The 19,365-nt window shown below is 73.5% G+C and carries 17 protein-coding genes; 6 read left to right on the forward strand and 11 right to left on the reverse strand.

The features are described 5' to 3' along the window. The first annotated feature begins 60 nt into the window (after nucleotides 1-60). Nucleotides 61-1,050, forward strand: coding sequence for a GNAT family N-acetyltransferase (locus ACYVKX_RS22110; RefSeq protein ID WP_460835857.1), 990 nt, complete (start codon nucleotides 61-63; stop codon nucleotides 1,048-1,050). On the opposite strand, the gene ACYVKX_RS22115 is transcribed toward ACYVKX_RS22110, so the two are convergent. From ACYVKX_RS22115 to lepA, 4 genes are all read right to left on the reverse strand, one after another. Further along, nucleotides 1,010-1,873: a JmjC domain-containing protein gene (locus ACYVKX_RS22115; RefSeq protein ID WP_460835858.1), complete on the reverse strand. Its 864-nt coding sequence runs from the start codon at nucleotides 1,871-1,873 to the stop codon at nucleotides 1,010-1,012. The two genes, ACYVKX_RS22110 and ACYVKX_RS22115, sit on opposite strands and share 41 nt — an antisense overlap. A 104-nt stretch (nucleotides 1,874-1,977) precedes the next feature. Then, a complete protein-coding gene (locus ACYVKX_RS22120) occupies nucleotides 1,978-2,415 on the reverse strand; it encodes a TA system VapC family ribonuclease toxin (protein WP_460835859.1) in 438 nt (145 codons plus the stop codon). Continuing rightward, nucleotides 2,412-2,666, reverse strand: coding sequence for a ribbon-helix-helix protein, CopG family (locus ACYVKX_RS22125; protein WP_460835860.1), 255 nt, complete (start codon nucleotides 2,664-2,666; stop codon nucleotides 2,412-2,414). Before ACYVKX_RS22125 ends, ACYVKX_RS22120 begins: the two co-directional genes overlap by 4 nt. 55 nt (nucleotides 2,667-2,721) lie before the next feature. Then, entirely contained in the window at nucleotides 2,722-4,596 is a 1,875-nt protein-coding gene (gene lepA, locus ACYVKX_RS22130) for a translation elongation factor 4 (protein ID WP_460835861.1), read from the reverse strand. Between the two features lie 82 nt (nucleotides 4,597-4,678). Here lepA and ACYVKX_RS22135 point away from each other — a divergent pair, with 82 nt between their 5' ends. Together ACYVKX_RS22135 and rpsT are read left to right on the forward strand one after the other, a co-directional pair. Then, nucleotides 4,679-5,668 carry a phosphotransferase family protein gene (locus ACYVKX_RS22135; protein WP_460835862.1) on the forward strand — a complete coding sequence of 330 codons (990 nt, stop codon included), beginning with the start codon at nucleotides 4,679-4,681 and terminating at the stop codon, nucleotides 5,666-5,668. Nucleotides 5,669-5,770: 102 nt separating this feature from the next. Beyond that, a complete protein-coding gene (rpsT, locus tag ACYVKX_RS22140; RefSeq protein ID WP_460835863.1) occupies nucleotides 5,771-6,031 on the forward strand; it encodes a 30S ribosomal protein S20 in 261 nt (86 codons plus the stop codon). A gap of 183 nt (nucleotides 6,032-6,214) precedes the next feature. On the opposite strand, the gene holA is transcribed toward rpsT, so the two are convergent. From holA to ACYVKX_RS22160, 4 genes are all read right to left on the reverse strand, one after another. Beyond that, nucleotides 6,215-7,201, reverse strand: a complete 987-nt coding sequence (holA, locus tag ACYVKX_RS22145) for a DNA polymerase III subunit delta (RefSeq protein ID WP_460835864.1) — start codon at nucleotides 7,199-7,201, stop codon at nucleotides 6,215-6,217. Between the two features lie 12 nt (nucleotides 7,202-7,213). Beyond that, nucleotides 7,214-9,388: a ComEC/Rec2 family competence protein gene (locus ACYVKX_RS22150; RefSeq protein WP_460835865.1), complete on the reverse strand. Its 2,175-nt coding sequence runs from the start codon at nucleotides 9,386-9,388 to the stop codon at nucleotides 7,214-7,216. Between the two features lie 3 nt (nucleotides 9,389-9,391). Then, on the reverse strand, nucleotides 9,392-10,141 hold the full coding sequence (locus tag ACYVKX_RS22155) for a helix-hairpin-helix domain-containing protein (protein ID WP_460835866.1): 750 nt from the start codon (nucleotides 10,139-10,141) through the stop codon (nucleotides 9,392-9,394). A 97-nt stretch (nucleotides 10,142-10,238) separates the two neighbouring features. Continuing rightward, nucleotides 10,239-11,093, reverse strand: a complete 855-nt coding sequence (locus ACYVKX_RS22160) for a DegV family protein (protein WP_460835867.1) — start codon at nucleotides 11,091-11,093, stop codon at nucleotides 10,239-10,241. 60 nt (nucleotides 11,094-11,153) lie between these two features. Between ACYVKX_RS22160 and ACYVKX_RS22165 the strand changes: the two genes are divergently transcribed. After that, nucleotides 11,154-12,611, forward strand: coding sequence for an AAA family ATPase (locus ACYVKX_RS22165; protein WP_460835868.1), 1,458 nt, complete (start codon nucleotides 11,154-11,156; stop codon nucleotides 12,609-12,611). 13 nt (nucleotides 12,612-12,624) lie between these two features. On the opposite strand, the gene leuS is transcribed toward ACYVKX_RS22165, so the two are convergent. Next, complete coding sequence (gene leuS, locus ACYVKX_RS22170) at nucleotides 12,625-15,099, reverse strand: leucine--tRNA ligase (protein ID WP_460835869.1); 2,475 nt, start codon at nucleotides 15,097-15,099, stop codon at nucleotides 12,625-12,627. Nucleotides 15,100-15,282: 183 nt separating this feature from the next. Between leuS and ACYVKX_RS22175 the strand changes: the two genes are divergently transcribed. After that, on the forward strand, nucleotides 15,283-16,056 hold the full coding sequence (locus ACYVKX_RS22175; protein ID WP_460835870.1) for an SDR family NAD(P)-dependent oxidoreductase: 774 nt from the start codon (nucleotides 15,283-15,285) through the stop codon (nucleotides 16,054-16,056). Between the two features lie 98 nt (nucleotides 16,057-16,154). Next, the gene (locus tag ACYVKX_RS22180) at nucleotides 16,155-17,828 is read left to right on the forward strand and encodes an alkaline phosphatase (protein WP_460835871.1); all 1,674 of its coding nucleotides are present in this window, start codon (nucleotides 16,155-16,157) and stop codon (nucleotides 17,826-17,828) included. Nucleotides 17,829-17,891: 63 nt separating this feature from the next. Here ACYVKX_RS22180 and ACYVKX_RS22185 read toward each other — a convergent pair whose 3' ends face one another. Together ACYVKX_RS22185 and ACYVKX_RS22190 are read right to left on the reverse strand one after the other, a co-directional pair. Continuing rightward, the gene (locus ACYVKX_RS22185) at nucleotides 17,892-18,311 is read right to left on the reverse strand and encodes a VOC family protein (protein ID WP_460835872.1); all 420 of its coding nucleotides are present in this window, start codon (nucleotides 18,309-18,311) and stop codon (nucleotides 17,892-17,894) included. A gap of 100 nt (nucleotides 18,312-18,411) precedes the next feature. Continuing rightward, nucleotides 18,412-18,801 carry a hypothetical protein gene (locus ACYVKX_RS22190; protein ID WP_460835873.1) on the reverse strand — a complete coding sequence of 130 codons (390 nt, stop codon included), beginning with the start codon at nucleotides 18,799-18,801 and terminating at the stop codon, nucleotides 18,412-18,414. Nucleotides 18,802-19,365: the final 564 nt, after the last annotated feature.

The raw sequence follows: 19,365 nt of genomic DNA on the forward strand, positions 1-19,365 counted from the left end.
CCGGAACTGGGGATCGTCGCGGTCGCCGACGGGCGCTGGTCGCAGGTAGCGTCTCTCTCCATGTCCGGCGCCCTGGTCGTCCACGAGTGCGCCGGGCTCGGCGCGCACCGGCGTGCCTGGGACGCGCTCGTGCTCGCCCAGCCCCTGCCCTCGCCGTTCGCCCGGTCCTGGTGGCTCGACGCGCATCCCGCCCGCTACCTGCTGGTCCTCGACGAGGACCGCCTCGTGGGTGGGCTGGCGCTGAGCAGGACCCGGCGGCTGGGGATGGTCCGGTACGCCGCGCCCGGCCCGGCGGTGCTCTGCCCCGACCACCTCGACCTCCTCGCCGAGCCGGGCCGCGAGGACGCCGTCGCGGCCGCGGTCGGGCGCTGGTTCGCGACCCGGCGCTCCTGGCTGCTCGACGTCCGCGGGCTGGTCGCCGAGCCGCTGCTCGCCCGGGCCGTCGGCGCGACCGCGCGACCCGACGACGTGGCGCCCTGGCGGCCGCTGCCCGCCGGCGGCGAGAGCAGGAGCGTGCGCCGCTCCCGCAGGCGCCTGGCCGAGCGCGGCCTGGCGCATCGGGTGGAGGCCGACGTCGGCGCCGGCCTCGGGGCGCTGCGCCGGCTGCACGAGGAGCGCGGCGACCGCGGTCCGCTGCTTGCGGAGCTCGACGTCGTGACCCGTGCCGTCGCCGCCGGCGCGGCCCGCGGCGAGGCTCGGGTCGACGTGCTCGCTGATGGACCGCGGGTCGCGGCGGTCGTGGTCTCGTTCCTGGTGGGCGGCCGGCTCAGCCTCTACCAGGTCGCGCGCTCGCTGCGCCCCGAGCACGACGGCGCGGGCACCGTGCTGCTGGCGGACGTGGTGGCCTCCTCCGACGCCGCCGAGGTCGATCTCCTGCGCGGCGACGAGGCGTACAAGCGCTCCTTCGCCGACCACACCCGCACGCTGACCCGGCTGCGGGTCGCGCGCGGCCCCTGGCCCCGGCTGGTGCTGGCGCTCGAGGACGCCGCCCGGGCCGCGCGGCGCGGGCTCAGTGCGAGGCGGAGGTCTCAGGCCGGAAGCGGCGCTTGACCCCGCCGTAGATCCGCATGAAGCCCGCCTTCGCCGCGTCGCGCACCGGCGCCTCGCCGTAGGTCCGCGGCGACAGGCCGGCGCGGCGCAGCCGCTGGTTGAACGCCTGCACCATCGACTCGTCGGCGTTCGACCGGTCGAAGAACGTCACCGTCAGCGACAGCGACGTCGCGTCGCCGTTGACCAGCCAGTGCGGGGTGTACGGCGGGATGTAGGCGCCGGCGCCCGGGCCCAGCTCGACCTCGTCCACCTGCGCCGGCATCGTGTCGAGCCGGCCGAGGGACCCGCTCCAGTAGCGCTGGACCTCCCGCTCCCGGTCGGCCGCGTCGCGGAACCTCCCGAAGCCGAGCGTGCGCCGGCCCTCGAGCTGGAGCAGGAAGCTGTGCTCGATGTCGAAGTGGGCCGAGGTGACCGAGCCGGGCGAGCTCGCGAACACGAAGCCCATCCGGCGCCTCATCGTGCGCGGGTCGATCCCGCCGCGGGCGGCCAGGCCGTCGAGGATCTCGTCGACGAGGGCGGCGTACGCCGGCGACTGCTCGATGTTGAGCAGCGTGAACCAGGAGTCGTTCGCGGCGAGCGACCGGACCTGGTCGGCGATGGACTCGACGGCGATGACCGCCCGCGCGCCGGCGTCGTCGGAGACCATCGGCTTGGCGGCCCGCTCGGCCGAGATCGAGTCCGCCCCGAGCTCCTCGGCGAGCCGGGCGATCGCGTCGAGGCCGAGCCGCGGATCCCCGGCGAGCCCGTGCTCGTAGGCGGTCGGCCTGCGCGTCCTCAGCCGGTCGACGAACGACGCGTCGACCCGTGGTGCGGTGCTGGACATCGGTCCCCCTTGGTCAGTCCCCGTCGGGACCGTTCCCCGGAGGGCCACGGCCGAAAACCTCGCCAGTCCTGGACGGCCTGGGCGAGGGTGGCGGATCGCGTCGGTCACCCGGGGCGCCGCCGAGCGGGGTGGGTCCAGGGCAGGCCCTCGAAGCGGGCGAAGTCGCTGTCGAAGGAGCACACGCCGACACCGTGCTCGAGGGCGAGGGCGGCCAGGTGCGCGTCGGGGACGAGGTTGCCACGGAGGTCGCCGCCGACGAGCAGCGGCCCCAGGATCTCGGCATGCCGTGGACCAGGAGTGGGAACCCACGCCTGCTCCGCGGACAGCCAGTCCGTGACGTGGCTCCACGCCGCGTCCGGTGAGAGCGGAGCGGCGAAGGCGCGCGGGTGGGTGGTGATCCGCTGGAACGCGGTCAGCGAGACCCAGGGGAGGCCGATCCGAGTGGCGCCGTTGAGCGCATCCGCGAGCCACTCCCTGGCCTCGCGGTGAAACGCCGAGGACTCGTGGACGGCGTAGATCAGGACGTTCGCGTCGACGATCACGACGCGGGGGGCCTGCGTTCTCGCGCGTCCCACTCGTCGAGGAGCTCCAATGCCTCGGCCACGTTGGTGACGTCGATGCCGGCTCCGAGGTCCGCCGTGCGCTGCAGGAACGGCGTGCGCCGCCCACCGTTGCGAGCCAGGCCCGCGCGGGCCAGCTCGTTCACGGCCTCGCCCAGACCGATGCCGCGCTCTCGGCGCAGGCGCTCGGCGGCGGCGACGACGTCGTCGTCGAGCCGGATCGTGGTGCGCATGCCGCCACGCTAGCACCACTGATGCGTCAGTAGAAGCATCAGTGGTGCGGCGCTACTACTTCTTCGTCTTCTCCGCCGGCTGGGTGGTGGCGAGCGCGGCGACGAAGGCCTCCTGCGGGACCTCGACCCGGCCGACCATCTTCATCCGCTTCTTGCCCTCCTTCTGCTTCTCCAGCAGCTTGCGCTTGCGGGTGATGTCGCCGCCGTAGCACTTGGCGAGCACGTCCTTGCGGATCGCGCGGATGTTCTCGCGGGCGATCACCCGGGCGCCGATCGCGGCCTGGATCGGGACCTCGAACTGCTGGCGCGGGATGAGTTCCTTGAGCTTGCCGGCCATCATCACGCCGTACGCGTAGGCGGCGTCGCGGTGCACGATCGCGGAGAACGCGTCGACCGGCTCTCCCTGGAGCAGGATGTCGACCTTGACCAGGTCGGCGGCCTGCTCGCCGGAGCGCTCGTAGTCGAGCGAGGCGTAGCCCTTGGTGCGCGACTTCAGCTGGTCGAAGAAGTCGAAGACGATCTCGCCCATCGGCAGCGTGTAGCGCATCTCGACCCGGTCCTCGGAGAGGTAGTCCATGCCGAGCAGGCTGCCGCGCTTGGTCTGGCAGAGCTCCATGATCGTGCCGATGTAGTCCGACGGGCTCAGGATCGTGGCGCGCACGACCGGCTCGTGGACCTCGGCGATCTTGCCCTCGGGGAACTCGCTCGGGTTGGTGACCTCGTGCTCGGAGCCGTCCTCCATCTGCACCTCGTAGACCACATTGGGCGCGGTCGAGATCAGGTCGAGGCCGAACTCGCGCTCGAGCCGGTCGCGGGTGATCTCCATGTGGAGCAGGCCGAGGAAGCCGCAGCGGAAGCCGAAGCCCAGCGCCCCGGAGGTCTCCGGCTCGTAGGTCAGCGCGGCGTCGTTGAGCTGGAGCTTCTCCAGCGCCTCGCGCAGGTCGCCGAACTGGTCGCCGTCGATCGGGTAGAGGCCGGCGTACACCATCGGGTTCGGGTGTTTGTAGCCGCCGAGGGCCTCGGTGGCGCCGCCGTGCTGGATGGTGACGGTGTCGCCGACGCGAGACTGGCGGACGTCCTTCACGCCGGTGATCAGGTAGCCCACCTCGCCGACGCCGATCTCGTTGGCCTTGACCTGCTCGGGGCTGATCACGCCGAGCTCGAGGAGCTCGTGGGTGACGCCGGTCGACATCATCTTGATCCGGTCGCGGTGGGTGAGCTTGCCGTCGATGACCCGGACGTAGGTGACCACGCCGCGATAGGTGTCGTAGACGGAGTCGAAGATCAGCGCCCGGGCCGGCCGGTCGGCCGCGCCGACCGGCGGCGGGGTCTGCTTCACGATCTCGTTGAGCAGCGCCCCGACGCCCAGGCCGGTCTTGGCGCTCACCTGCAGCACCTCGCCCGGGTCGCAGCCCACGAGGCCGGCGAGCTCGGCGGCGTACTTCTCCGGGTTGGCGCTCGGCAGGTCGATCTTGTTGAGCACCGGGATGATGTGCAGGTCGGCGCCCATCGCGAGGTAGAGGTTCGCCAGCGTCTGCGCCTCGATGCCCTGGGCGGCGTCGACGAGCAGGATCGCGGCCTCGCACGCCTCGAGCGAGCGGGACACCTCGTAGGTGAAGTCGACGTGGCCCGGGGTGTCGATCATGTTGAGCACGTAGGTGCCGGGCTCGGCGCCCTCGTCGTTGCCCGCCGGGACCGTCCACGGCATCCGGACGGCCTGGCTCTTGATCGTGATGCCGCGCTCGCGCTCGATGTCCATCCGGTCGAGGTACTGCGCTCGGGCGCTGCGCTCGTCGACGACGCCGGTCAGCTGCAGCATCCGGTCGGCCAGCGTCGACTTGCCGTGGTCGATGTGCGCGATGATGCAGAAGTTGCGGATGATCGCCGGGGGCGTGTGGCCGGGCAGCGGCGCGGTCGGGTTCGTGGGCACAGACGTCTCTCGTACGAGCTTCGGGGGACGCACCAGTCTCCCACAGGAGGGGTCGGGAGCCCGCGTCCGCGAGGATGGGCCCGTGCCCGACGTACGCCGCCCGACGACCATCCCCCACGGCCGCACCGCCCGCCGCCTGGAGTGGCCGCACCTTCCGCCGCGCGTGCGCACGCTGGTCGAGCAGCGGTGCGGGTCGCCGGTCGTGACGGCCGAGTCGCAGGGCGCGGGCTTCACCCCCGGCTTCGCCTCCGTGCTGACCTGTGCGGACGGGTCGCGGCACTTCGTGAAGGCGGCCTCGCACCGGGCGCAGCGGATGTTCGCGGCGGCGTACCGCGAGGAGGCGCGCAAGCTGGCCGCGCTCCCGCCCGGCACCCCCGCGCCGCGGCTGCTGTGGACCCACGACGACGCGGACTGGATGGTGCTGGCGACGCAGTACGTCGACGCGCGGGCGCCCCGGCGGCCGTGGCGCGCCGACGACCTGGCCCGCTGCGTGGCGCTGGCCGAGCGGCTCGCGGCGACGCTCACGCCTCCCCCGGCCGGGCTGGCCGCGGAGGCGTTCGTGACGGAGTTCGCCGGGTTCCCGGCGTACTGGGACGCGCTCCGCGCCGCCCCGCCCGACCTGCCCGGCCTCGCCGAGCACCTCGATGAGGCGGCCGCGCTGGCCGCCCGCTATGCCGAGGTGATGGGCGGGACGACGCTCGTGCACACCGACGTCCGCGACGACAACCTGCTGCTCACCGCCGACGGGCGCGCGCTGCTCTGCGACTGGAACTGGCCGGTCGTCGGCGCGGCCTGGATCGACACCGTCCTGCTGCTGATCGGCCCGCGCGGCGACGGCCTGGACGTGGACGCCGTGCTCGCCTCCGCGGCGACCACCCGAGACGTGCCCGCCGAGGCCGTCGACATCGCGATCGCGCTGGTCGCCGGGTACTTCCTGGCCTCGGCGGCCCAGCCGGTGCCGCCGACCTCGCCGCACATGCGCGATGGCCAGCGGTGGCAGGGCGAGGTGTGCTGGGACTGGCTGGCCGAGCGGCGGGGTTGGAATTGGGGCGGCTGGAATTTGGGCGGCTGAGCGCCCCGCTGCTAGCCTTGCCCGTCGCGTGTCAGGGCTCCGTCTTGCCCGCGCGCGCCTCGACGTCAACGACCGATCCACCACGAACCGAAGGCAGCAGCAGTGGCGAACATCAAGTCCCAGATCAAGCGGAACAAGCAGAACGAGCGCCGTCGCGAGCGCAACAAGGCCGTCAAGTCGAGCCTGAAGTCGGCCGTCCGCAAGTTCCGCGAGGCCGCGGAGGCCGGCGACAAGGAGACCGCGGTCGCCCTCGGTCGCGACGCCGCGAAGAAGCTCGACAAGGCCGCCTCCAAGGGCGTCATCCACAAGAACCAGGCCGCGAACCGCAAGTCCGCGATCGCCAAGAGGGCTGCCTCCCTCTGATCTCTCCGCCCGTCAGCGATGGCGGGCCGATCGGTCGTCGCGCTGACCCGTCAGGACTCATCCTGGCGGGTCAGCGGCATTTGAGGGCCCTTCGCCGGAGGTTGCTCCGGCGAAGGGCCGGCGCCAGGTCGAGTAGCCCCGCGACCGACGCAGGAGGTCGCGACGGGCGTATCGAGGCCAGCCCTACCGCTCCTCGCGCAGCCCCGCAACGGTGAGGACCAGCCGCTCCAGGGTGTACGACGCGTCGCTGGCCGCCCCCTTGATGTCGGCGTCGGCCTGGGCGATCGCGCGGATCGCCCGCCCGATCCCGGCCTCGGACCAGCCCCGCGACTGGTTCCTGATCGTGCGCAGCTTCCACGGCGGCACGCCGACCTCGCGGGCCAGGTCGGTCTCGGACATCCGGCCCGGCGCCGCCAGGTAGCGGGCCACGCCGCGGGCGCCCGAGGCGAAGGCGGACGTGACCAGCACCGGCGCCGTACCTCCGTCGAGCGCCCAGCGCAGCTCCTCCAGCGCGGCGGTGCGCTCGCCCCAGAAGGCGGCGTCGGCGACCGCGAAGGACTTCGCCTCCGCGCGGCCGCCGAAGTACTGCTTGACCTGCCCGGTGCCGATCGGCTGGCCGGCGAAGTCGTTCGCGAGCTGGTGGGCCGCGGCCGCGAGCGCGCGCAGGTCCTGGCCGACGGCCTGGACGAGCGCGTCGGCCGCGTCCCGCTCGATCGTGGCGCCGTGGCTGCGGATCTCGGCCGCCACGAAGCCGGGGTACTCCGACGCCCGCAGCTCACCGGACTTCGCCTCGGTCACCGTGTCGAGCTTGCGCAGCTTGGTCAGCACGCCGGAGCCCTTGGGCCCGCCGCCGTGGACCAGGACCAGCGCGACCTCCTCGGCCGGCGTGTCGGCGTAGTCGAGCAGCCCGGCGACCGACTCCTCGGGCAGGTTCTCCAGCGACCGGACGACCACGCACCGGATACTGGAGAACAGCGACGGCGCGGACATCTCTCCCAGCGTCGCCAAGGTCAGGTCCGCGGCGACCGTCTCGGACAGCTCGGCCTCCGGGTCGTGCCTGCGGACCGCGTCGCGGACGGCGCCCACGGTCCGCTCGTTGAGGAACTCCTCCTTGCCGGTCACCAGCGTGACCCGGCCCAGGACGTCGGACGCGCGCGGGGATGCTGCCATGGTGGGCACACCCTATCGAGTGACCACCGACAGCCGGCCCTCCTCCGCCACGACCGCGACGTCGCCGTCCTGGTCGGTGCGGAACACCGCCGTCCCGGCGTTCGTCAGCGGGTCCAGCGCCTCCGGCGTGGGGTGGCCGTAGTCGTTGTTCGCCCCCACGGACACCAGCGCCACGCGCGCTCCCAGGGACAGCTGCCAGGCCGAGTCCTGGAACCTGCTGCCGTGGTGCGGCACCTTCAGCACGTCGACCCGCAGGCCGGCCAGCAGCCTGGCCAGTCCCGTCTGGGCGGGCGGCTCGACGTCACCGGTCAGCAGCAGGCGTACGCCGCCCACCTCGGCCACCAGCACGACGCTGGCATCGTTGGGGTTGTCCGCCACGTACCCCGGCGCCGGCCACACGGCCTGCATCGTCACCGCACCGACCTGACGGGGCTCGCCGTACGCCTCCGGCGTCGTCTCGACGGCACCGACCGTCCTGCCGTCGCGCACCCCGGGCAGCCCGTCGACGTGGTCGGCGTGCGGATGGGTGAGCACGACCAGCGGCACCGACCCCACCCCGAGGTCGCCCAGGCAGCGGTCGACGGCGGCGGGGTCGGGCCCGGCGTCGACGACGACCGCGCTCCCCGGGCCGGCGTTGAGCACGAGGGCGTCGCCCTGCCCGACGTCGCACGCGACCAGCACCCAGCCGTCCGGCGGCCAGCCGGGCGTCGGCGGTCGGACCAGCACCGCGACGACCAGCAGCACGCAGCCGGCGATCCCGGTCACCGGCCGGCGCACCAGCCGCGGCCCGACGAGCGCGATCGCGGTCACCAGGGCGGTGAGCAGCACGAGTGCGAGGACACCGGTCCCCCAGCCCACGGCGGCGGTCGGCAGGTCCGCGCCCCGGGTCGCCACCATGACGATCCAGGCCACGCACCAGCCCGCGCCGGTGCCGAGCAGCCGCCCGGCCGGGTCCCAGACCAGTCCGGCGAGCCCGGCGCCCAGCCCGAGCACGGTGGCCGGGCCGACGACCGGGGCGACGACCAGGTTCGCGACGACCGCGACCAGGCTGACCTGGCCCGAGATCGCGGCGACGACCGGCGTGACCGCGAGCTGTGCGGCGACCGGGATCGCGGTCGCCTCGGCCGCCCAGCGCGGCAGCCAGCGGACCAGCGCGTCGCGCCAGGCGGGCGCCAGCAGGAGGATCCCGGCCGTGGCGAGCACGGACAGCGCGAACCCGGCCGACACCGCCAGCCCCGGCTGGACCAGGAGCAGCACGAGCACCGCCACCCCGAGCGCCCGGGCGCCGCGGCGGCGTCCGTCGGTGCCCATCGCGAACAGCGCGACCGACCCCATGACGGCCGCGCGGAGCACGCTCGGCTCCGTGCGCGCGAGCAGCACGAACCCGACGATCCCGGCGGCGCCGACCAGGTACAGCCACCGCCCGCGCACCCGGCACCACCGGGCGAGCACGAGCAGAAAGCCGACGACGAGGGTCAGATTGGTGCCGGATACGGCCAAGAGGTGGCTCAGGCCGGTGGTCCGGAAGTCGGCGGCCAGGGCCTCGTCGACCAGGGCGTCGTCGCCGTCCACTAGGGCCGGCACGAGCGCGCGCTGGGCGTCGGGCCGGTGTGCGACGGCGTCGCGGATCGACGCCCGCACCGCGGCCGCGGCGTCCCACCACGGGTCCGGGTCGGCCAGGACCTCGGGGGGACCGCGGGCGCCGAGCACCCCGGCGAGGTCGTCGGAGTCGGCCGCGCCGAGCGTACCGGACGCACGCACCGTGCTGCCGAGCGCGACCTCGGACCAGTCGACGTCGCCGATCACCAGGACGGGGACGGCGACGGCGTAGGTCGCGCCCCGGCCGGTGATCTCGCGGACGTCGAGCCGGGTGACGACGAAGTCGCCGTACCGGCCCGGGCGGCGCCGGGGGTCGGACGTGACGGTCCCGGTGAGGTCGACCGCAGCGCCGTCGGCGGCCAGGCCGGCCACCGGGCTCTCGCCCACGAGCTCCGCGCGCAGCGTCGTCACCGCGGCGACGCCCGCGAAGACGAGGACGACACCCGCAACGGTCCGGCCGCGGCCGAGCGACAGCCAGGCGACCAGGCCGGCCGCTGCCACCGCCAGCGACCACCAGCCGAGCCAGCGCGCGCTCAGGGCGGCGGCCCAGGCGGCCCCGCCGAGCAGCAGCATGCGCAGGTCCAGCATGAGTCAGACCGTCACGTAGGGAGCGATCTGCTCCAGGGTCGCGTCGCCGATGCCGTCGACCTCGAGCAGTTCGTCGACGGAGGTGAACCCGCCCTGCTCGTCGCGCCAGGCCAGGATCGCCTGCGCGGTGACCGGCCCGACCTCGGGCAGCGTCTCGAGCTCGGCCTGGGTCGCGGTGTTGAGGTTGACCAGCGGCCCACCGGGAGCGCCGGACGACGGCAGCGCGCCGGCGGCCACCCCGGCCGGAGCCGGGACCCCCACGACGACCTGCTCGCCGTCGACGAGCACGCGCGCGAGGTTGAGCCCCGACAGGTCCACCCCCGGCCGCGCTCCCCCGGCCGCCTTCAGCGCGTCCACGACCCGGGAGCCGGCGTCGAGGACGGCGATGCCGGGGCGGCGTACCTTGCCGGTGACGTCGACGGTGACGGTCTCCGCGGGCGAGGCGGCGGCCGCGACCGGCGACATCTCGGCCAGCGGCGTGGCGGCGCCGACCGGGTCGACGGAGGGCGCCTCGACCCGCTCCGGCGCGCCGCGCACCACCCACCAGGCGGTCACCGCGAGCCCGACGGCGACGAGCACGGCGACGACGGCGAGCTGGGGAGGCCCGAGCGCGAGCCGGGGCCGCCGTGATGCATGCCGTCCGGGGATCGGGACGGCCGGTGGGTCCCCCGACGGAGGGCGGGTGGCGCTCAGCAGCGCGAGCCGGCGGGAGACGGCTTCCTGGTGCTCGGCGGTCGGTCGGCGAGTGGGCATGCGGCGACGCTAGGCAGCACGACCGACGGTCCGGGCCCGACGACGGTCGGCCTGGGGACGACGCCGCGAGAAGGCGCCCCTGTGGACGGAGAGCGGGTCAGACCCGCGGCGCGACGCAGACCGCGATCATGCCGGGACCGACGTGCGCGCCGAGTACGGCGCCAAGCTCGCCGCACCACACCGGCCGGTCCTCGAGGTGGTCGGCCAGGCGCTCCTGGAGCCGCTCCGCGAGCTGGCCGGCGCGCTCCTCGCTCGCCAGGTGGGAGACGCACACGTCGACCGGCCCGTCGCCGGCCGCCTGCACGGCGAGCTCCTCGAGCCGGGCCAACGCCCGGCCGGAGGTGCGCACCTTCTCCAGCGGCGCGACTTGGCCGTCGGCGATGGTCAGCAGCGGCTTCACCGCCAGCGCACCGCCGAACAGGGCGTCCACCGCGCCGATCCGGCCGCCGCGCCGCAGGTAGGCGAGAGTGTCGACGTAGAACAGCGACACCGACGCGTCCGCGCGAGCCCGCGCGGCGGCGGCGGCCTCCTCCGCCGTACCGCCCGCGGCGAGCGCGGCCGCGGCCGCCAGCGCCGCGAACCCGGTCGCGACGCCGACCTGCCGGGTGTCGACCGGCAGCACCGGGACCGGCGCGTCCCGAGCGGCGAGCTGGACGGACTCGAAGGTGCCGCTCATCTCGCCGGACAGGTGGATCGAGACGATCTCGGTGGCGCCGTCGGCCGCGGCCTTGGCGTAGACCTCCAGCAGCGCGGCCGGCCCCGGCCGGGAGGTGCTGACCGGCTTCCACTCCTTGAGCGCGGCCGCGACCAGCTCCGGCGTCGCGCCGTCGGCGCCCTCGTCGTACACGGTCGCGCCGATCACCACCTGGAGGGGCACGACCACGATCCCCCGCTCGGCCGCCAGCTCCGGCGGGAGGCTGGCGGTCGAGTCGGTGACGATCGCGACCGGCATGCGGGAAGGGTAGACGACCCTCGTGGGCGTCGAGCGCCGGCAGCGGGCACACTCGTGCGGGTGAGCCACTTCACCCACCTCGACGAGCCCCCGGCGCCGGACGACGCTCCGTTGCGCCTGTCCGACGTCCGCGGCTACGGGCGGATGCTGGTGCGCCGCTTCGTCAGCCAGGCGCGGGCGGCCGACCATCCGACGTTCCGGTCCCTCGTGGCCGAGCATCTGGGCCGTCCGCTCGAGGAGCTCGCGGTCACCGAGGAGGCATGGCCCGGCTACGAGCACGTCAACGTCCAGGGCGCCCTGGACGCGTGGCTGGCCCGGCCGGGTCGCCGCCACCAGCTGGTCGGGGTCATGGACTACCGCCACCGCGGGGCATTCGGCCTGGCGGACCTGCTCGGCCAGGACCCTCGGACGGCCTTCCACGGCCCCCGGCCGGGCAACGTCACCCGGGTCTCGCTCGCGAGCGGGCCGGACGGCGAGACGCGCGAGTGCCTGCGCGCCGCGGTGGTGCTCGCGGCCGACGGCGCCGACCGCGTGGCCCTGCTGGTGCGGGGGCCGGACCCCGAGAGCGACCTGCGCGGCACCAGCGTCGAGATCGTCGCCAACCGGGACGGCCTGGGCCCGGCGATCGCGGCCGAGCTGCGCGAGCTCGCCCTCGAGCTCAACGTCTATCGCGCGCAGGTGGTCTCCTTCGGCGGGAGCATGTTCGGCGAGCGCGCGTCGCTGCTGCGCTTCCACCGGCGCCCGCAGATGTCGCAGGACGACCTGATCCTGCCGGTCGAGACGTTCGCCGACGTACGCCGCCAGGTCGTCGGCGTCGCGCGCAGCCGCGACCGGTTGCGCGCCGCCGGGCAGCACCTCAAGCGCGGGGTCCTGCTCTACGGGCCGCCGGGGGTGGGCAAGACCCACACGGTCCGCTACCTGCTCAGCCAGCTCACCGACACCACGATCGTCGAGCTCACCGGCGAGACCCTGGGCGCGATCCGCGACGCATGCTCGATCGCGCGCAGCCTCCAGCCCGCCATGATCGTGGTCGAGGACGTCGACCTGATCGCCCAGGAGCGCGATCGGTACGGCGGGGAGACCCCGCTGCTCTTCACGCTGCTCAACGAGATGGACGGGCTCGCCGAGGACGCCGACGTCGTCTTCCTGCTCACCACCAACCGCGCCGACCTCCTGGAGCCGGCGCTGGCCGCGCGGCCCGGCCGGGTGGACCAGGCGGTGCACGTCGGGCTGCCCGATCGCGAGTCCCGCCGGCGGCTGGTCGACCTCTACCGCGGCTCGCTCGACGTCGACCTGAGCCGGGTCGAGGAGATCCTCGACCGCACCGACGGCGTGACGGCCTCCTTCATCAAGGAGCTGTTGCGGCGCGCGGCGGTGATCGCCTCCGAGCGCTCCCCCGGCACCGGCACCAACACCGGCATCGCCGTCACCGCCGACGACGTCGACGCGTCGCTGGACGAGCTGCTCGACGCCCGCAACGCGCTGACCCGATCGGTCCTCGGCTACCAGCGGGAGTGAACCCCGGGCCTGCTCAGACGACGACGTTGACCAGCTTGGGCGCGCGCACGATCACCTTGCGCACCGGCCGCCCGTCGATCGCCGTGACGACGCCCGCGTCGGCCAGCGCCAGCCGCTCCAGGTCGGCCTCGGCGATGTCGGGCGCGACCTCCAGGCGGGCCCTGACCTTGCCCTGGACCTGCACGATCGCGGTCACGGACTCCTCGACCAGCAGCGCCGGGTCGACGGCCGGCCAGCCGGCGCGGGCGACGGTGGGCCGGTGGCCCAGCCGCTCCCACATCTCCTCGGCGGTGTACGGCGCCACCAGCGACAGCAGGATCGCGACCGCCTCGGCGGCCTCGCGCACGGCGGGGTCGGCCGGCCCGCAGCCTCCCCGAGACTCTGGCAGGTCGATGGCCTTGCGGGTCGCGTTCACCAGCTCCATGACCCGGGCGACCATCACGTTGAACCGGTAGGACTCGATCAGCTCGGCCGCGTCGTGCACGGTGCGCGCGGTGACCCGCCGCAGCGCCAGGTCGCCGGCCTCCGGCGGCGTACCGGCCGGCGCGGCGACGTCGCCCGACAGCCGCCAGGCGCGCTGGAGGAAGCGCAGCGACCCGGCCGGGGACATCTCGGCCCAGTCGATGTCGTCCTCCGGCGGGCCGGCGAAGACCAGGGTCAGGCGGACGGCGTCCACTCCGAAGTCCGCGAGTTGCTCCCCCAGACTGACGCCGTTGCCCAGCGACTTGCTCATCTTCTTGCCGCGGTTGATGACGAAGCCCTGGTTCAGCTGCGCCGCGAATGGCTCACGGACCTCCAGCATCCCCATGTCGGCCAGCACCTTGGTGAAGAAGCGCGCGTACAGCAGGTGCAGCACGGCGTGCTCGACGCCGCCGACGTAGATGTCGGCCGGCATCCACGCCTTCGCCCGCTCGACGTCGAAGGGGCCGTCGGTGTAGTCCGGCGAGCAGTAGCGCAGGAAGTACCACGACGAGTCGACGAAGGTGTCCATGGTGTCGCTGTCGCGCTTCGCGGGGCCGCCGCACGTGGGGCACTCGACGTTCACCCAGTCGTCGGCCGCCGCCAGCGGCGAGACGCCCTTCGGCTTCAGGTCCGCGCCGCGCAGCTCGGGCAGCTCCAGCGGCAGCTGGTCATACGGTACGGCGACCTCGCCGCACGCAGGACAGTGGATGATCGGGATCGGCACGCCCCAGTAGCGCTGGCGGCTCAGCAGCCAGTCGCGCAGCCGGAAGTTGACCGTGCCCGCACCGGTGCCCTCGGCCTGCAGCCGCTCGATGATCGCGTGGATGCCGGTCGCCTTGTCGGCGATGCCGTCCAGCGGCCCGGAGTTCACGTAGCCACCGTCGCGGGTGGTGGCGACGTCGGTCTCCTCCGGGTTGTCCTCGCCGGTGTCGACGACCCGGCGCACCGGCAGGTCGAACCTCCTCGCGAAGTCCAGGTCGCGCTGGTCGTGCGCGGGCACGGCCATGATCGCGCCGGTGCCGTAGTCGGCCAGCACGTAGTCCGCCGCCCACACCGGGATCCGCTCGCCGTTGACCGGGTTCACCGCGTGCACGCCCAGGAACACGCCGGTCTTCGGGCGCTCGGTCGACAGCCGGTCGATCTCGGAGGCCTTGCGCACCTCGTCCCGGTAGGCCTGGTACGCCGCGCGGTGCTCGTCGGTCACCAGCTCGGCCGCCAGCGCGGCGTCCGCCGCCACGACCATGAACGTCGCGCCGTACAGGGTGTCCGGACGCGTGGTGTAGACCGTGATCGGCGCCTCGCGGCCCTCCACCGCGAAGTCGACGTGCGCGCCCTCGGAGCGGCCGATCCAGTTGCGCTGCGCGGTGACCACGCGCGCGGGCCAGGTCGGCTCCAGGTCGTCCAGGCAGTCCAGCAGCTCTTGGGCGTACTCGGTGATCTTGAAGTACCACTGGGTCAGCTCGCGCTTGGTGACCTCGGCGCCGCAGCGCTCGCAGCGGCCGTCGACGACCTGCTCGTTGGCCAGCACGGTCTGGTCGTTCGGGCACCAGTTCACCGGCGAGGACTTGCGGTAGGCCAGCCCGCGCTCGCGGAACCTCAGGAACAGCCACTGGGTCCAGCGGTAGTACTCCGGGTCGGAGGTGTGCAGCCGGCGGGACCAGTCGAAGGAGATGCCGTAGCGCCGGAACGACTCGTACTGCGTCTCGATGTTCGCATAGGTGTACGTCGCCGGGTGCTCGTCGTTGCGGATGGCGGCGTTCTCCGCCGGCAGGCCGAAGGAGTCCCAGCCCATCGGGTTCAGGACCTCGAAGCCGCGCTGCCACCAGTACCGCGCGATCACGTCGTGCAGCGCGGTCACCTCCGCGTGGCCCATGTGCAGGTCGCCGCTCGGGTAGGGGAACATCGTCAGCGCGTACCTCTTCTCGCGCGGCGAGTCGTCGTCGGCGCGGAAGGGCCGCAGCTCGTCCCAGACGGGCAGCCACTTCTCCTGGACCGCCGCGACGTCGTACGTCTCCTGCTCGCTCATCTCGTCTCTCTCGTGCGTCTGGTGGGGAGTCTGCTCGTTCTCCGGGCTCCGGGCACAAAAAAGCCCCTCGGGCACGAGGGGCGGCCGCGTCGAAGGGTGCGCGTCGACGCGGCTAGGTAAGGAGCAGGATCCTCCGCATGGACTCAGCCTACCCCGGCCGCTCGGGCTGGCTACAGTCGCGCCATGCCCGAACATCGCAGCGTCACCGACCTGTTCCGACTCGACGACAGGGTCGCCGTGGTCACCGGCGCCTCCAGCGGCCTCGGCGTCGCGTTCGCCCGGGGCCTCGCGGAGGCCGGGGCCGACGTGGTGCTCGGCGCCCGCCGCGCCGACCGGCTCGCCGACACCGCCGCGCTCGTCGAGGCCACCGGCCGCCGCGCCCTGACCGTCGAGACCGACGTGGCCGACCCGGACGCGTGCACCCGCCTGGTCGTGCTCGCGATGGAGGAGTACGGCCGCGTCGACGTCCTGGTCAACAACGCCGGGATCGGCACCGCCGTGCCGGCGACCCACGAGACCCCCGAGCAGTTCCGGCAGGTCATCGACGTCAACCTCAACGGCTGCTACTGGATGGCGCAGGCCTGCGGCCGGGTGATGCAGTCGGGGTCGAGCATCGTCAACATCAGCTCGGTGCTGGGCATCACCACCGCCGGGCTCCCCCAGGCGGCGTACGCCGCGTCGAAGGCCGGCCTGCTCGGGCTGACCCGCGACCTGGCCCAGCAGTGGACCGGCCGCAAGGGCATCCGCGTGAACGCGATCGCGCCGGGGTTCTTCGTCTCGGAGATGACCGACCAGTACCCGCCCGGCTACCTGGAGTCCCAGCAGGCGCGGATCCCCGCCGGCCGCAAGGGCGACCCGGCCGAGCTCGCGGCCACGGTCGTGTTCCTGGCCTCCGACGCGTCGGCGTACGTCACCGGCCAGACGCTGGCCGTCGACGGCGGACTGACCATCGCCTGACTCGTCACCTGCTCGTCGCCCTCCGGACATGCGCGCGACGGCCACGGGTCCGCTGGCGTCGCAAGGGTGCGGCCACAACCGTGACGAAAGGACCCCCCGTGCCACGCACTCGCACCACGCTGACGGCCGTCGGCGCCGTCGGCGCAGCACTCGCGCTCTCCGTGACCGCCACCGCGGTCACCTCGTCGCCGGCGCGCGTCGACCCGGGCTTCACCCAGGACCGGTCGGCCGCGCTGGCCAAGCAGATCGACCCCGCCAAGCCGCGCAACGTCATCCTCATCATCGGCGACGGCACGGACGACGCGATGATCACCGCCGCCCGCAACTACGAGCTGGGCGCCAGCGGCCGGTGGCCCGGCCTCGACAGCCTCCCCTTCACGGGCGCGATGACGACCTACGGCCTCAAGGTCGGCACCGGGCCGGACTACCCGATCGCCTACGTGTCGGACTCGGCTCCGACCGCGAGCGGCTGGTCGACCGGCAAGAAGACCGTGGACTCCCGCCTCTCGCAGGGTCCGAGCACCGCGCTCAACGTGCCCGGCGAGGACTACGAGACGGTCCTGGAGCGGTACGAGGCGCAGGGCAAGCTCACCGGCAACGTGACCACCTCCGAGCTGACCGACGCCACCCCGGCGGCGGCCGCCGCGCACATCAACAACCGCGCCTGCCAGGGACCGGCCGACATGTCGACCTGCACCGCGGCGCAGAAGGCGAACGGCGGCAAGGGCTCGGTCGCCGAGCAGCTGGTCGACAACGGGGTCGACGTGCTCCTGGGCGGCGGCCTGAACCGCTACAACCAGGCCACCGACGCCGGCCCGTCGGTCCTCGACTACGCGAAGAGCCAGCAGGGCTACCGCACCGTCGCCACCGCCTCCGAGCTCGACGCGGTCACCTCGCTGAAGGACGGCCCGGTGCTCGGCCTGTTCGCCAACGGCAACATGACGCCGATGTACGCGCCGCTGGTCGCGACCGTGCCGCCGGGCGCCGGCGGGGCCAGCCAGACCTGCTCGCCCGCCGACCGCGGCACCCAGCCGGACCTCTCCGCGATGGCCGAGAAGTCGATCCAGCTGCTCGACAACCCGAAGGGCTTCTTCCTCCAGGTCGAGAGCGCCATGGTCGACAAGCAGGAGCACGCCATGGACATCTGCGGCGCCATCGGCGACGTGAAGGAGCTCGACCAGGTCGTGCAGGTCGCGCTCGACTACCAGAAGAAGAACCCCGACACGCTCATCGTCGTCACCGGCGACCACTCGCACTCGACCCAGATCGTGGGCGACGGCACCGGCGGCCGCCAGACCACCACACTGAAGACGGCCGACGGCGACCCGATGACGGTGGCCTACTCGACCGGCATCGGTGGCTCCAACCACACCGGCTCCCAGATCCGGGTGGCGGCGTCCGGCCCGCAGGCGGCGAACGTCACCGGCGTGATCGACCAGACCGACCTGTTCCGCACCATGCTGGGCCGTACGCCGAGCAAGGTGCCCGGTCAGCAGGCGGGTGTCGCGGTGGCCGCGGCCCCGACGGTCACCGTGGCCCAGCTGCGCCGGCAGGGCGTGCAGGTCTCGGTGGCGGGCACGGCGACCTCGAAGATCGTCGTCCGGCTCACCAAGGGCGCGCGGACCCTCGACTCCGCGACGCTTCGGGGCAAGGGCGGCAAGGTCCGGCTCTCGACCAAGGCGCCGGTCTCCGGCTCGCTGACGGTGCGGGCCGTCGCGACCGGTGCCGGTGGCAAGGCGACCGGCTCGACCTCGGTGCGCGTCACGCGCTGATCTGCTCCGCCACCGCGGGCCGGCCCCTCTCGGGGCCGGCCCGCGGTCGGTTCGGCAGGACGATCACCCCGTGGCGCCACCGGTGATGTTGACCATCCAGCTGACGCCGTACCGGTCGGTGACGTCGCCGAACCAGTCGCCCCAGGGCGCCTTCTCGAGCGGCACGTTGACGGTGCCGTCGGCGGCCAGCCCGTCGAACCAGCCGCGCAGCGTGTCGATGTCGTCGCCGCTCAGTGCGATCCGGCCGTTGGCGAAGTCGCCCTCCATGTGGCTCGGCACGTCCGAGCCCATCACCCGCACCGACTCGGAGACCGAGAGCGCGGCGTGCATCACCTGCCCGGCCTCGCTGTCGGGGACGCCCATGCCGCCCATGTCGGCGAAGGTCATCACGTCGAGCTGCCCGCCGAGGACGGACTGGTAGAAGGTCATCGCCTCGCGGGCCTCGCCGCGGAAGCTGAGATAGGGGTTCAGGTAGGTAGCCATGCGCACTCAGACCGTCCCCGACCGCCGAAGTCATCGGCGTCGGCCGACGCCCGCAACGTGCACCGCCTGGAGTGGAACGCGTTCTGGTTCCGGGCGATGCTCAGTCGTCGCGCTGGGCCCGCACGACGCCGCTGCGAGCCGGCTTGCACTCCGCCGTTCCCGTGAGCCTCGCGTAGAAGCGGCCCTCGGTGCCGGTGTTGCCGGTCGACCACTCGTAGCGACCGCCGGGCAGGCTCGGGGAGTCGTCGGTGGTGTCGGAGGCGAACCGCACGTCGTCGCCGCCGCCGACCGCGCCCTTGACCCGGAACACGACGACCGTGCGGTTGGCCGCGCACCGGGCCGGACGGGCGCTGCGGACCACGCCAGAGAGGTCGGTCTGCTCGGCGGTGATGGTGACGGACACGTCCGCCCTGGGTGCCGCCTGTGCCGGGGCCGCAAGGGCGCCGAGGACAGCGCCGAGGGCGATACCGAGAGTTCCGAGAGTCTTCATGACCGCACCGTAGGCAGGTCAGCCGCCAGCGACCATGGCCCGATCGAGTCGGTTTCGCGACCACCGTCACCGCGCGACGTAACCTCGCCCAGGGCCTGACCGACGAGGTCACCGCGATCCTCGTCCGCGCCGCGGCAGCGGACGCGACGATCGCCAACAGCATCTCGAGCGGACAGGTCCAAGACGTCGACGAGTACCGCAGCGCCGACCCCGACGTGGCCGCCCGGTCGCGCAGCTCACCGACGACGAGCGCCGTACGGTCATCGGGCAGACGATCGAGGAACTGTCCGAGGACAGTGGCCTCGAGATGCCGGAGACCGAGTGGAGGGACCCGACTGGGATCCGAACGGCCAGTGGAGCGAGGACGACGACGGCACCCCTCAGGCTCAACGAGGGTCTGCTCGACGACCCGCACCTGCTCCACACACGGTGGCGTCCGAGGTGCGGCACGGTCGCCAGAACAAGGCGATCCGCGACGAGAACGACTGGCAGTTCCCCTAGGGAATCGCTGATCAACGGACCATTGGCAGGTGAGGTTCCGCGGACTGGCCTGGGCGAGCTGCT

The organism is Nocardioides hungaricus, assembly GCF_054782915.1.

Bases quoted from the DNA above. Each gene is read 5' to 3' on its own strand.
- ACYVKX_RS22110 (WP_460835857.1), top strand. From the start codon at position 61: ATGTCCGGCGCCCTGGTCGTCCACGAGTGCGCCGGGCTCGGCGCGCAC.
- ACYVKX_RS22115 (WP_460835858.1), bottom strand. From the start codon at position 1,873: ATGTCCAGCACCGCACCACGGGTCGACGCGTCGTTCGTCGACCGGCTG.
- ACYVKX_RS22125 (WP_460835860.1), bottom strand. From the start codon at position 2,666: ATGCGCACCACGATCCGGCTCGACGACGACGTCGTCGCCGCCGCCGAG.
- holA (WP_460835864.1), bottom strand. From the start codon at position 7,201: ATGGCAGCATCCCCGCGCGCGTCCGACGTCCTGGGCCGGGTCACGCTG.
- ACYVKX_RS22150 (WP_460835865.1), bottom strand. From the start codon at position 9,388: ATGCTGGACCTGCGCATGCTGCTGCTCGGCGGGGCCGCCTGGGCCGCC.
- ACYVKX_RS22155 (WP_460835866.1), bottom strand. From the start codon at position 10,141: ATGCCCACTCGCCGACCGACCGCCGAGCACCAGGAAGCCGTCTCCCGC.
- ACYVKX_RS22160 (WP_460835867.1), bottom strand. From the start codon at position 11,093: ATGCCGGTCGCGATCGTCACCGACTCGACCGCCAGCCTCCCGCCGGAG.
- leuS (WP_460835869.1), bottom strand. From the start codon at position 15,099: ATGAGCGAGCAGGAGACGTACGACGTCGCGGCGGTCCAGGAGAAGTGG.
- ACYVKX_RS22175 (WP_460835870.1), top strand. From the start codon at position 15,283: ATGCCCGAACATCGCAGCGTCACCGACCTGTTCCGACTCGACGACAGG.
- ACYVKX_RS22185 (WP_460835872.1), bottom strand. From the start codon at position 18,311: ATGGCTACCTACCTGAACCCCTATCTCAGCTTCCGCGGCGAGGCCCGC.
- ACYVKX_RS22190 (WP_460835873.1), bottom strand. From the start codon at position 18,801: ATGAAGACTCTCGGAACTCTCGGTATCGCCCTCGGCGCTGTCCTCGGC.